This is a genomic window from Georgenia deserti, assembly GCF_042680605.1.
GTDB classification, from domain to species: domain Bacteria; phylum Actinomycetota; class Actinomycetes; order Actinomycetales; family Actinomycetaceae; genus Allobogoriella; species Allobogoriella deserti.
Map to the genome: position 1 here is coordinate 256,731 of NZ_JBHUEE010000007.1, position 11,843 is coordinate 268,573.

Annotated in this window: 12 protein-coding genes; 6 read left to right on the forward strand and 6 right to left on the reverse strand. The window is 71.8% G+C overall.

Going from position 1 to position 11,843, the window contains the following annotated elements:
* The first annotated feature begins 83 nt into the window (after window positions 1–83).
* Complete coding sequence (locus tag ACFSE6_RS14210; RefSeq protein WP_388008393.1) at window positions 84–1,001, forward strand: ribonuclease Z; 918 nt, start codon at window positions 84–86, stop codon at window positions 999–1,001.
* Here ACFSE6_RS14210 and ACFSE6_RS14215 read toward each other — a convergent pair.
* From ACFSE6_RS14215 to ACFSE6_RS14225, 3 genes are read right to left on the reverse strand one after another with little or no spacing between them, the layout of a single operon-like run.
* Window positions 967–1,425 carry a SufE family protein gene (locus ACFSE6_RS14215; RefSeq protein WP_388008396.1) on the reverse strand — a complete coding sequence of 153 codons (459 nt, stop codon included), beginning with the start codon at window positions 1,423–1,425 and terminating at the stop codon, window positions 967–969. The genes ACFSE6_RS14210 and ACFSE6_RS14215 overlap by 35 nt on opposite strands.
* Window positions 1,422–2,321, reverse strand: coding sequence for a sulfurtransferase (locus ACFSE6_RS14220; protein WP_388008399.1), 900 nt, complete (start codon window positions 2,319–2,321; stop codon window positions 1,422–1,424). The genes ACFSE6_RS14215 and ACFSE6_RS14220 overlap by 4 nt, the downstream gene beginning before the upstream one ends.
* A gap of 31 nt (window positions 2,322–2,352) precedes the next feature.
* Window positions 2,353–2,757 (reverse strand): hypothetical protein, encoded by a 405-nt coding sequence (locus tag ACFSE6_RS14225; protein WP_388008402.1) that lies wholly within the window; start codon window positions 2,755–2,757, stop codon window positions 2,353–2,355.
* Between the two features lie 163 nt (window positions 2,758–2,920).
* On the opposite strand from ACFSE6_RS14225, the gene ACFSE6_RS14230 reads away from it, so the two are divergent.
* Window positions 2,921–3,379 carry a TFIIB-type zinc ribbon-containing protein gene (locus ACFSE6_RS14230; RefSeq protein WP_388008405.1) on the forward strand — a complete coding sequence of 153 codons (459 nt, stop codon included), beginning with the start codon at window positions 2,921–2,923 and terminating at the stop codon, window positions 3,377–3,379.
* An 18-nt stretch (window positions 3,380–3,397) separates the two neighbouring features.
* Here ACFSE6_RS14230 and ACFSE6_RS14235 read toward each other — a convergent pair whose 3' ends face one another.
* On the reverse strand, window positions 3,398–6,295 hold the full coding sequence (locus tag ACFSE6_RS14235) for an FAD-binding and (Fe-S)-binding domain-containing protein (RefSeq protein ID WP_465254159.1): 2,898 nt from the start codon (window positions 6,293–6,295) through the stop codon (window positions 3,398–3,400).
* Between the two features lie 2 nt (window positions 6,296–6,297).
* Complete coding sequence (lpdA, locus tag ACFSE6_RS14240; protein ID WP_388008408.1) at window positions 6,298–7,698, reverse strand: dihydrolipoyl dehydrogenase; 1,401 nt, start codon at window positions 7,696–7,698, stop codon at window positions 6,298–6,300.
* Window positions 7,699–7,835: 137 nt separating this feature from the next.
* Between lpdA and ACFSE6_RS14245 the strand changes: the two genes are divergently transcribed.
* Window positions 7,836–8,201 carry a hypothetical protein gene (locus tag ACFSE6_RS14245; protein ID WP_388008411.1) on the forward strand — a complete coding sequence of 122 codons (366 nt, stop codon included), beginning with the start codon at window positions 7,836–7,838 and terminating at the stop codon, window positions 8,199–8,201.
* 18 nt (window positions 8,202–8,219) lie between these two features.
* Here the strand turns inward: ACFSE6_RS14245 and ACFSE6_RS14250 are convergent, their stop codons facing one another.
* A complete protein-coding gene (locus ACFSE6_RS14250) occupies window positions 8,220–8,603 on the reverse strand; it encodes an ArsR/SmtB family transcription factor (protein ID WP_388008414.1) in 384 nt (127 codons plus the stop codon).
* Between the two features lie 107 nt (window positions 8,604–8,710).
* Between ACFSE6_RS14250 and ACFSE6_RS14255 the strand changes: the two genes are divergently transcribed.
* From ACFSE6_RS14255 to ACFSE6_RS14265, 3 genes are all read left to right on the forward strand, one after another.
* Complete coding sequence (locus ACFSE6_RS14255) at window positions 8,711–10,126, forward strand: FAD-dependent oxidoreductase (RefSeq protein ID WP_388008417.1); 1,416 nt, start codon at window positions 8,711–8,713, stop codon at window positions 10,124–10,126.
* A gap of 108 nt (window positions 10,127–10,234) precedes the next feature.
* Window positions 10,235–11,329 carry an ACR3 family arsenite efflux transporter gene (gene arsB, locus ACFSE6_RS14260; RefSeq protein ID WP_388008420.1) on the forward strand — a complete coding sequence of 365 codons (1,095 nt, stop codon included), beginning with the start codon at window positions 10,235–10,237 and terminating at the stop codon, window positions 11,327–11,329.
* Window positions 11,330–11,594: 265 nt separating this feature from the next.
* A partial coding sequence (locus ACFSE6_RS14265) for a hypothetical protein (protein ID WP_388008423.1) occupies window positions 11,595–11,843 on the forward strand: 249 nt, incomplete at its 3' end.

Sequence of the window (11,843 nt, forward strand, 5' to 3'; positions counted from 1 at the left end):
CCGTGAACTGCGCAAACACTCCGGCCGCGGTAACGGACGGGGCCGTACGCGAGCGTGCGGGGCGTCGGGGGCAGACTGTGGCCATGCGTGAGCTCGTCGTCCTCGGCACGTCCTCGCAGGTGCCCACCCGCGCCCGGAATCACAACGGCTACTTCCTGCGCTGGGACGGCGACGGTCTGCTGTTCGATCCCGGCGAGGGCACGCAGCGTCAGATGATCCACGCCGGCGTGGCCTCCTCGCAGGTCACGCGGATCTGCCTCACGCACGTGCACGGGGATCACTGCTTCGGACTGCCCGGCGTCCTCGCCCGCATGGCGGTGGACCAGGTGACGCACCCGGTCCACCTGCACTATCCGGCGTCGGGCGAGGAGACGGTACGCGCCCTGACCGGCCTGGCCGGGGCCGGTCCGGATCTGCGGTGGCACCCGCACGGCGGTGCGGGCGACGTCGCCGACGGCCTGGAGGTGGCGCCGCTGCGGCACCGAGTGGAGACGTACGGGTATCGGGTGCGTGAGCCGGACGGGCGCACCCTGCTGCCGGACCTGCTCACCGCCGCGGGTATCACCGGCCTGGACGTCGGACGGCTGCAGCGTGAGGGTCAGGTCGGCGGGGTGCGACTGGCCGATGTCAGTGTGCCGCGCAGGGGCCAGTCCTTCGCCCTCGTCATGGACACGGCCGTGTGCGACGGCGCGCGCCGGCTAGCTGAGGGGACGGACGTCGTCGTCATGGAGTCGACGTTCGCGGACGAGGAGGCCGGCCTGGCCGCCGAGTACGGGCACCTGACCGCCGGGCAGGCGGGCGCGCTGGCCAGCGAGGCCGGCGCCGGCCTCCTGGTGCTCACGCACTTCTCCTCGAGGTACGCCGACGTCGCACCGCTCCGGGAGCAGGCGCAGGCCCGGGCCGGCGCGACCCGGGTGGTCGCCGCCGCGGATCTGGACCGTTACGCCTTCCCACGGCGGCGGGAGCTCAGGCGGCGGACTTCTCCTGGACCTGGCGCTTGATCCGGCCGAGCATGCCGGCCATGCCGCGCAACCGCAGTGGGCTGACCGCGCGGGACAGGCCCAGCCGGTCGGAGACGTCGGCGGGCACGGCGAGCACCTCACCGGCGGTCAGGCCGTCAAGCCCGTCGTGCAGGATGCCGGCGAAGCCGCGGGTGGTCGGCGCCTCCTCGGGGGCCGAGAAGAACAGGTCCACGCGCGCGTCCTGCCCGGTCCCGGTGACCTCGGCGACGACGAAGATCGGGGACTGGCACTCCGGCACCGGCTCGAGCAGCTCCGGGTGCTCGGCATAGCGCTCCGGCAGGGCCGGCAGGCCACGGCTGAAGTCGAGCAGCATCTGCAGACGCTCCGGTTCGGGCACCGCGTTGAAGTCCTCGACGATCGCGGCGAACCCCTCAGGCAGGCCCTCCGTGGTCGCGGCGGTCATCGCGCCGGGACCTCACCGCGCTCCTCACCGACCGCGATCGGTACGCGCACGGCGTTGCCCCACTCGGTCCACGATCCGTCGTAGTTCTTCACGTCGCCGAAGCCGAGGAGGTGCTGGAGAACGAACCACGTGTGGCTGGACCGCTCGCCGATGCGGCAGTAGGCGATGACCGGGTCGGAGGGCTCCAGGCCCTGCTCCTCGAGGTAGATCGCCTCCAGCTCGGCCCGGTCCTTGAAGGTGCCGTCCTCGTTCGCGGCGCGGGCCCAGGGCACCGAGGCGGCACCGGGGATGTGGCCACCGCGCAGGCTGCCCTCCTGCGGGTAGTCCGGCATGTGGGTGCGCTCGCCGGTGTACTCCTGCGGAGAGCGGACGTCGACGAGCTGGCCGCCGAGGAAGGAGAGCACGTCCTCCTTGAAGGCGCGGATCCCGGCGTCCTGGCGCTCGACCACGGGGTAGTCGGTGGGCTGCGGGGCGGGCACCTCGGTGGTCATCTCGCGTCCCTCTGCCTGCCAGGCGGCGCGGCCGCCGTCGAGCAGCCGCACGTCCGGGTGACCGAAGAGGGTGAAGACCCAGAGCGCGTAGGCGGCCCACCAGTTGTTCTTGTCGCCGTAGATGACCACGGTGGTCGCCCGCGAGATGCCCTTGGCCGACATCAGCGCGGCGAAGCCCGCGCCGTCGACGTAGTCGCGGGTGACGGGGTCGTTGAGCTCGGTGTGCCAGTCGACCTTCACGGCGCCGGGGATGTGCCCGGTGTCGTAGAGCAGCACGTCCTCGTCGGACTCCACGACCGCGAGGTCCTCGGCACCGAGGTGCTCGGCGAGCCAGGCGGTGCTGACCAGGCGTTCCGGGTGGGCGTAGGCGGCGAACTTCGGGTTCTCGTCCTGGGGCAGTGCCATGGCGTCTCCGGTTCCTTCCGGCGGTGGGTGGTCAGCCTGCGGACCCGAGCTCATCCGTCAGCTCGGAGATCTCGCGGTTCAGGGCGTCCAGTGCCTCACGGGCGGGTCCGTCGGCGGCCTCGGCTGCGTCCGAGAGCCGGCCGCGGGCGTCGTCCAGTGCGTCGCGGGCGCGCTCGACCTCGGCCTGGGTGGCGTCGGAGCGGGCAGCCTCCCGCGCGGCGTCGATCGCCTCGTTCGCCCGGTCGACCGCCGCACCCACGGCATCGTTGTCGGCGACGCCCTCGAGCTGCTCGCGGGCGTCCTCGACGGCGTCGCGTGCCTCGTCGGCCGATCGACCGACCTCGTCACTCAGCGGACCGGAGCAGGCACCGAGCAGCAGCGCGAGGCCGGCGGCGCCTGCCGCGATCGGACCGCGGCGTCGGGTGGATCGGGACACGGGAACCTCCTTGAGGGTTGGTCCGGTTCCATTGTGCGTCACCCGGCGCGCACCGCGTGGCCCGCGGTGGGCGAGGTCACACTGGCAGCATGGGCTGAGCTGACGGGCGGCTGGAACTCGTCCGCGGGCCGGTACGTCACTCAGGACGAGGAAGGGATTGGCCATGCAGTGCCCGAACGACCAGACCACGCTCGTGATGTCCGAACGCAAGGGCATCGAGGTCGACTACTGCCCGAGCTGTCGCGGCGTGTGGCTCGACCGCGGCGAGCTGGACAAGATCATCGAACGCTCGCTCGACGAGCTGGGCGCCGCATCCGACGCCGGAGCGCGCGCGGCGACCGGCCCGGCCTCAGGTGGCCCGGGTGGCCCGGGTGGCCCGGCGGGTCCGGCGCCCGGCCCGGCACCGGCCACGCCGCACTACCCGCCGCAGCCGGATCCCGCCTACGGCCCGCCGCCGGTGTACGAGCCGGGCTACCGGCGCGAAGGCCTCGCCTATCCCCGGCGTCGTCGGTTCGGCTCGTCCGCCTCGGCAGGATCACCGGACGAGTACGGCCGGTACGGCTACCCGCACCACCACCGGCGGCGGCGCGGCTCGTTCCTGGGTGACCTCTTCGACTTCTGAGCCCGGCTCAGCGCCGGGTCATGCGCGGGTGGCCTCTTCGAGGAGTTCGAGGATGTGCCGGTAGGGCCGGCCGGTCGCCGTCGTCATCCCCAGTTCGCAGGTGCGGTTCGCCGATGCGTAGGCGTCGAACGGACGGCTGCCGATCTCGGCGGCCTCGGCGGCCGTCGCGGAGGCCGTCAGCTCCGGATGGAGCATGCCGCGGTCACCGGCGTAGGCGCAGCAGCCCCAGTTCTCCGGGACGTACACCTCCTCGGCGACGGCGGCGGCCACGTCCCGCAGGGCGTCACCCGCGCCGAGGGCAGTGGTCGAGCAGGTCGGATGCAGGGCGATCGAGCCGAGGCGAGCGGTGACGGTCAGGCGTGGCAGCAGGTCGCGGGCGAAAACGACGGCGTCCACGATGGTCAGGCCGGGCGCCTCGGCGACGGTGCTCGCGTTGCCGGCGGCGCCGGCCGTGCTGACGGTGCTGATGACGTCCTGCATGGTCCGCAGGCCCTCGGTGCACGAGGCGGCGTCGGCGACGACGGGGAGCCGGCCGCCGTCGGAGGCCGCGTGCAGGATCGGCAGCACCCGCTCGCTCATGGTGCGGTAGCCGGCGATGTAGCCCTTGGACTTCCAGGGCGTGCCGCAGCAGAGGTCGTCGAGCCCGTCCGGGATCGTCAGCTCGACGCCGGCGCGACGAGCCAGGCGCATGAGTGCGGCTGTCGCGCCGATCCCGCGGTCCGCACCGGGGTCCGTCCCGGTCCGCTCGGGCGCAAACAGGGTGCCGAGGCACGCGGCGAACAGGACCGCGTCGTCCGGTGGGGGCCGGACGCTCGTTTCCCGGGCGCTGCCCGGCCGGCGCGGCGTGGTCCTCGGCCGGGCGCGGCCACCCGGCGGCAACGCACTGTCGTACCGGGGGACGACGTCGGTCCCCAGAGCGCGCCGCGCGGTGTGCGTCGCGGCGGTGACCGCCGCGGTAGGGAGCTTGTCCGCCGTCGTCAGGGCGGCGCCGCCCGCGCGGGCGGTCGCGGCCCAGTGGTCCGCGGCCAGCGACCACGCCGCCTGCAGCCCGGGCCCGGCCTGCTCGGCGCGCAGTCGGCGCACGAGATCACCGGTGTTGATGTCCACCGGGCACGCGGTGGCACACATGCCGTCGACGGCGCAGGTCTGGACGCCGTCGTAGTCGTAGTCGCGGCGTAGTTCGGCGGCCAACTGCACCTGGCGCGGGTCCCCGGACGCCTCCGCGGCGGCGAGCTCGCGCCGCAGCACGATCCGTTGCCGCGGGGTGGTGGTGAGGTCCTTGCTCGGGCAGACCGGTTCGCAGTAACCGCACTCGACGCACCGGTCGACCTCGGGTTCGACGGTGGGCACGCTCTTGAGGTGACGCAGGTAGCTATCCGGGTCGTCGCTGAGCACGACGCCCGGGTTGAGCAGACCGTCCGGGTCGACGAGCCGCTTGATCTCTGCCATGACGGCGTAGAGCTCGTCACCGTACTGTCGCTGCACGAACGGTGCCATGATGCGGCCGGTGCCGTGCTCGGCCTTGAGCGAGCCGCCCTGGCCGAGGATGAGGTCGACCAGGTCGGCAGTGAAGCGCACGTACCGCTCGACGCAGGCCGGGTCGTCGAATCGCTCGCTGAGCAGGAAGTGGATGTTGCCGTCCTTGGCGTGGCCGAAGATCACCGAGTCGGCGTACTCGTGTGCCGCGAACAGCTCGGCGAGCCGAGCGCAGGTCTCCCCGAGTCGGTCGACCGGCACGACCACGTCCTCGAGGAGGGCGGTGGTGCCGGAGGGGCGGGCGCCGGCGACGGCGGCGTAGAGCCCCTTGCGTACGTGCCACAGAGCGGCGCGCCGGTCCGGGTCGGTCGTCAGCTCCGCGGGCGCGGTCAGCGGGAGGCTCGCGAACAGGTCGCCACAGCGCGAGGTGGACGCGGCGAGCTCGTCCGAGCTCGCCGCCTGGACCTCGACCAGAAGGGCGGCGTGCCGGTCGACGTCGACCGCGGCGATCTCGGCGGGGACGGTCGTGCCCGTCTGGGCGACACGGAGAGAGGCGGCGTCGAGGAGCTCGACGGTGGCGAGCCCGGCCTCGACGAGTGCCGGCAGCGCCGCGGTGGCGGCGGCCAGGTCGGCGAAGACGAGCAGACCGGTGGCCGCCTGCGGCAGGACCTCGACCGTCTCGAATGTGGCCTCGGCGACGAAGGCGAGCGTCCCTTCGCTGCCGACGACCAGGTGGGCAAGGATGTCGGCCGGCCGGTCGAAGTCGATCAGGGCGTTGATGCCGTAACCCATGGTGTTCTTCATGGCGAACTGGCGGCGGATCTCGGCGACGGACTCCTCGGAGGCGAGCAGCCGCTCCCGCAGGGCGAGCAGTCCGTCATGCAGCGCCGGCTCCTTCTCCCGCAGGACGGCGTCGGCGTCGGGCGCCCCGGTGTCCAGCACGGTGCCGCTGGGCAGCACCAGCCGCATCGAGACCAGCGTGCGGTAGGTGTTGTGGTGCGTGCCGCAGGCCATCCCGGAGGAGTTGTTGTTGACGACGCCGCCGACAGTGCAGGCGATCTCGCTAGCCGGGTCGGGGCCGAGCTTGCGGCCGTGGCGCGCCAGTCTGGTGTTGACCTGACGGACCGTGGCGCCCGGCTCCGCCGTGACCTGGGCTCCGCGGTCGTCGGCCTCGATCCGGCGGAAGTGACGGCGGGTGTCGACGAGGACGCTGTCGCTGATCGCCTGCCCGGACAGGCTCGTCCCACCGGACCGGAAGGTCACCGGCCGCCGCGCGGCGCGGGCCGCGCGGAACGCGCCGGCGACCTCCTCGGCACTGGTCGGGGTGAGCACCAGCTCCGGGACGAGCAGGTAGTGCGAGGCGTCGTGGGCCATCTTCAGACGGTCGATGGCCCGGTCGCTGACGGTGGTGCGCCCGTCGAGCAGCGCCTCGTCCAGCACGGTCAGAGGTTGATCATGTGCCCGGCGATGCCCTCGACGGCCTCCTTGACCGCCTCGGACAAGGTCGGGTGGGCGAAGACGTTGCGGGCCACCTCATCGGCCGTGAGGTCCCACTTCTGCGCGAGCGTAAGGGCCGGCAGCAGTTCGGTGACGTCCGGGCCGATCATGTGGGCGCCGAGGATCTCGTTGTACTTGGCGTCCGCCACGACCTTGACGAACCCGACGGCGTCACCCAGACCCATGGCCTTGCCGTTCGCGGAGAACGGGAACTGCGCCGTCTTGACGTCGTACCCTTTCTCTTTGGCCTGCTCCTCGCTGTAGCCGAACGAGGCGATCTGCGGCTGGCAGTAGGTGGCGCGCGGGATCATGTCGAAGTCGACCGGCATGGTCTCCGCGTCCGCGATGGTCTCGGCGGCGACGACGCCCATCGCCTCGGCCACGTGGGCGAGCATGAGCTTGCCGGTGCAGTCACCGATCGCGTAGACGCCGTCGACGTTGGTACGGCCGCGCTCGTCCACGGCGATGGCGCCGCGCTCGGTCAGCTCGACGCCGGCGGCCTCCAGGCCGTAGCCCTGCACCCGCGGCGCGAAGCCGAACGCGGCGAGCATCTTGTCGGCCTCGAGCACCTGTTCGTCTCCCCCGGCGGCCGGTGCGACGGTGACCCGCACCCCGGAACCGGTGTCCTCGACGCCCTTGACGGCGGTACCGGTCATGACCTTCACACCGAGCTTCTTGAAGTGCTTGGCGAGCTCCTTGGAGATGGCGGCGTCCTCGGTGGGCACCATCCGGTCGAGGAACTCGACGATGGTGACGTCCACGCCGAAGTTGGCCATCACGTAGGCAAACTCGACGCCGATGGCGCCGGAGCCGCCGATGACGATGGAACTCGGCAGCTCGTCGGTGAGGATCTGCTCCTCGTAGGTGACGACGTTATCGCTCAGCTCGACGCCGGGCACGGTGCGGACCGTGGCACCGGTGGCGAGGATGAGGTTGTCGAAGGTGTAGGAGCTGGTGGACCCGTCCTCGCCGGCCACGTCGATCGACGTCGCGCCGGTGAGGGTGCCCCAGCCGTTGATCTCGGTGATCTTGTTCTTCTTCATCAGGAAGTGGACACCCTTGACGATGCCCTCGGAGACCTGACGGCTGCGCTTGTGGGTGGGGGCGTACTCCATGGTCGCGTCCCCGGTGATGCCGAACTTGTCCTTCTCGGTGTTGAGGACGTGGGCCAGCTCGGCGTTGCGGAGCAGTGCCTTGGACGGGATGCACCCGACGTTGAGGCAGACACCGCCCCAGTACTTCTCCTCGACCACAGCCACGGACTTGCCGAGCTGGGCGGCGCGAATGGCGGCGACGTACCCTCCGGGGCCGGCGCCGAGGACCAGGACATCGAAGTGCGTGCTCACCCGGACAAACCTAGTCGTCCACGACGGTCTCGCGCCGCCCCGTGTCGTCATCGGCACGTCCGGAGCCGGCCGCACGGCCGGCCGGTCGCGAAAATCAGCTGACGACGGCGCCGGCCGGCCCCGTAGCGTTCCTGCCCATGGAGGACTGGATCGAGCACCGCCGGGAGGACGGCGAGCGCGTGGGGTGGATCCGCCCGGCAGGCGAGGACTTCGTGGTCGTCGACCTGCTCGGGCGGGAGGACCCGACGCCGCGCGACTGGCTCGGCGCAGAGGAGGCGCTCGAGGAGCGCGGGCTGCGCTGGCTCGCCGAGCCGTGGGAGCTCGAGCTCGACGGCGGGCGCGTCGTGCCGGTCCGGATCGCCAGCGTCAGCCCGGACGCGGTGACCGTCCAGACCGAGGACTTCGGCGACGTGAACGCCGCGGTGACGGTCTACCGCTTGCCGTTCCCGGCCCCGCCGGGACTGCGGCCGCGCACCGCGACGGCGACACCGGGAGGGTTCTGAGTCACTCGCGAGGCGGGTTCACTCGCCCACCGGGCGAACGAGCACGGACCCGAGTTCCTCGAGCGCGTCGGGGACCACGGCGTAGTAGGCCCACCGCCCGCGCTTCTCCCGCGTGAGCAGGCCGGCGTCGACGAGGATCTTGAGGTGGTGCGAGACCGTGGGCTGGGACAGGCCGACGGGTTCGGTGAGGTCGCAGACACACGCTTCGGCGCCGTCGTGCCCAGCGATGAGAGACAGCAGCCGAAGCCGAGTGGGGTCGGCCACGGCTTTGAAGCCCGCGGCCAGACGCTCGGCGTCGGCCTCGGCGAGCGGGGTCCGCACGAGCGGGACGCAGCAGCCGGCGCCAGTGCTCACACCGGAGCCGGGGCCGGTGGTCTCCCGAGTGGGCAGTGTCGCACTCATGGGAACGAGTATGCCGCACCGATTGACAATCTTCGATACCTCCGGGCAGAGTGACGACGACCCAGCCAATCGACGTTTGTCGATCTATAGCTCGCCAGGAGGTCGATGTGTCCGAGGAACTGCCCGTCGTTGTCATCGGTGCCGGACCGGCGGGACTCGCCGCCGCCGCCCATCTCCTGGAACGCGGTCTGGAACCACTCGTGCTGGAGGCAGGGTCCGAGGTGGGCGCGGCCGTGCGGGACTGGGCGCACATCCGCCTGTTCTCGCCGTGGCGGTACAACATCGACGACGCCGCGCGGAGGCTCCTGGAACCGACCGGGTGGACCGAGCCGCGGCCAACCCGGCTGCCCACCGGCGGGGACCTCGCCACCGAGTACCTCGAGCCGCTCGCCGCCACGCCCACGCTGCGGGACCGGATCCGGACGGGCAGCCGCGTCGTCGCCGTCGCGCGTGAGGGGCGGGACAAGACGCACCAGCGCGAACGGGACGGCCGGCCGTTCCTCGTGCGGACCGTGACCGACGGGGCGGTGGTGGATCACCGGGCCCGGGCCGTCATCGACGCCTCGGGCACCTGGTCCACGCCGAACCCTCTCGGCGCCTCCGGCCTGCCGGCGGTCGGGGAGGACTCGCCCGAGGTCGCCTCCGCTCTGCTCGCCGCGCTGCCCGACGTGCTCGGCCAGGATCGGGAACGCGTCGCGGATCGGCACGTCCTGGTGGTCGGTGCCGGGCACAGCGCCACGAACACGCTGCTCAATCTCGTCGAGTTACGCCGGGACGCGCCGGAGACCCGCATCACCTGGGCGATCCGTGGCGCCTCACCCGAACGGACCTACGGCGGGCAGGACGCGGACGGACTGCCGGCCCGCGGCCAGCTCGGCTCACGGCTCAGGCGGGCGGTCGAGGCCGGGCTGGTCGAACTGCGAACGTCGGCGACCGTGCAGGCACTGGCACCTGCCGACGAGGGGCAGGTCGCCGTCGTCCTCGACTCGCCGGACGGGCGGCAGCGACTGGTGGTCGACGCGGTTGCGGGCGCCACCGGCTTCCGCCCGGAGTTGGGCATGCTGCGCGAGCTTCGGCTCGATCTCGACCCCGGAGTCGAGGCGCCGAGCAAGCTGGCACCGCTGATCGACCCGGAGTTCCACTCCTGCGGCACCGTGCCCGCACACGGCACCGACGTCCTGGCGCACCCGGAGGAGGGCTTCTTCATCGCCGGGATGAAGTCCTACGGCCGGGCGCCGACGTTCCTGCTCGCCACCGGGTATGAACAGGTCCGTTCGATCGCGGCGCACCTGGCCGGTGACACCCGTGGCGCCGGGGCGGTGCCCCTGGATCTTCCGGAGACCGGCGTGTGCTCGACGGCGGCGCCCGCGACGGATGAGGACGGTCTGCCGGTCGTGGCCGAGTCGGCCGAGCCGGCCGAGTCGGCCGAGCCGGCCGGAGCCGGTGGCGGCTGCTGCGGACCGGCCGAGCCCGCGCTCATCGGCGTGCCGACCGGTCTACAGCATGGGCGCGCCGGCGGCTGAGCCTGCTCCGGTCCTTCCGCGCACCGCCGCGGCACTGCACGGTGAACCGCGTGCCGAGCCGCCCCGCGAGACGATCACGTGACGCCGACCCACGAGAGGTTCCTACGCGTGCCCACCACGGCCACCACCCCGCCCGAGACGGCCGTCGCCGCCCGCCTGTCCACCCTGGACCGCCTCCTGCCCCTCTGGATCGTCGCAGCCATGGCCGCTGGACTCGCTTTAGGCCGTTTCCTGCCGCAGCTCGCGGGGTGGCTGGACACGGTCTCGGTTGGGTCGGTGTCGTTGCCCATCGCCGCCGGACTGCTCGTCATGATGTATCCGGTCCTGGCCAAGGTCCGCTACGACGAGACCGGCACGGTGATCGGCGACCGCCGGCTCATCGTCACCTCACTGGTGCTGAACTGGGTGGTGGGTCCCGCACTGATGTTCGCCCTGGCGTGGCTGCTGCTGGCCGATCTGCCGGAGTACCGCACCGGCTTGATCATCGTCGGCCTGGCCCGCTGCATCGCCATGGTGCTGATCTGGAACGACCTCGCCTGCGGTGACCGCGAGGCGGCCGCTGTGCTGGTCGCCCTGAACTCCGTGTTCCAGGTCCTGGCATTCGCGGCGTTGGGATGGTTCTACCTTCAGATCCTGCCGAGCTGGCTGGGCCTGGCGACGACGAGTGCGGAGTTCTCGATCGGGGCCATCATGGTCAGTGTCCTGGTCTTCCTCGGGATCCCCCTGGTCGCGGGTTTCCTCAGCCGCACCATCGGTGAGCGCACGCGCGGTCGTGCCTGGTACGAGGAGCGCTTCCTGCCGAAGGTCGGGCCCTGGGCGCTCTACGGCCTGCTGTTTACGATCGTGGTGCTGTTCGCGTTGCAGGGCGAGCAGATCGCGGCACGTCCGTGGGACGTTGCGCGCATCGCCGCGCCCCTGGTCATCTACTTCCTCCTCACGTTCGGCATCGGCATGCTGGCCGGCCGACTGCTCGGCTTGGGGTACCCGCGGACGACGACGCTCGCGTTCACCGCGGCGGGCAACAACTTCGAGCTCGCCATCGCCGTCGCGATCGGCACCTTCGGTGTGACCTCGGGACAAGCACTGGCCGGGGTTGTCGGACCGCTCATCGAGGTGCCGGTGCTCGTCGGGCTCGTCTACGTCGCGCTCACCTCGCGCCGGTTCTTCACGTCGGGTCGGACCCTTCCCTCCAGTCAGACCTGACGCCCTCCGATCGGGTCTGCGTTACCCCCTCCGGACGGGCGCCAGTTGCCCCTCGGGTCGAGTTGCCGGGGTTTCCACAGGTGGGTTGAGTTGCCGCGGTGTCCACAGATTTGGCGGAATGTCGCGGAAAACCTCGACGTGTCGTACGCGTGTTCGATACTGTGGGGGTAGATCAATGGCACACGCACCGAGGCGCACGGCCTGACTGCCGGGGGCGGCATCGCCGGCTGGTTGGGGTCATCGCCTGAGGGAAGGGAGAGGGTCGATGACGACGACGATCGAGCCTCCCCACGAGACCGAGACCGAGACCGATATCGGCACTGGCACCGGCACTGAGGCGGGGGCGGGGTTGTCGGTGGCACAGCGGTTCGCGGTGATCACCGAGCAGCTGGCCGCCCTGGCCGAGGTCGATGCCCACGGCCTGGCCTCGGCGGAGATCCTCGAGGCGATCGATGCGGCCGAGCAGGCCCGCCGGCGCCTGGAAGCGGTCACGCTGGGGTTGTTCTCCGCGGCC

What these genes read in the sequence shown, in the direction of transcription:
- ACFSE6_RS14245 (WP_388008411.1), top strand. Translation starts at nt 7,836, where the DNA reads ATGGAGGACTGGATCGAGCACCGCCGGGAGGACGGCGAGCGCGTGGGG.
- ACFSE6_RS14215 (WP_388008396.1), bottom strand. Translation starts at nt 1,425, where the DNA reads ATGACCGCCGCGACCACGGAGGGCCTGCCTGAGGGGTTCGCCGCGATC.
- ACFSE6_RS14210 (WP_388008393.1), top strand. Translation starts at nt 84, where the DNA reads ATGCGTGAGCTCGTCGTCCTCGGCACGTCCTCGCAGGTGCCCACCCGC.
- ACFSE6_RS14220 (WP_388008399.1), bottom strand. Translation starts at nt 2,321, where the DNA reads ATGGCACTGCCCCAGGACGAGAACCCGAAGTTCGCCGCCTACGCCCAC.
- ACFSE6_RS14230 (WP_388008405.1), top strand. Translation starts at nt 2,921, where the DNA reads ATGCAGTGCCCGAACGACCAGACCACGCTCGTGATGTCCGAACGCAAG.
- ACFSE6_RS14250 (WP_388008414.1), bottom strand. Translation starts at nt 8,603, where the DNA reads ATGAGTGCGACACTGCCCACTCGGGAGACCACCGGCCCCGGCTCCGGT.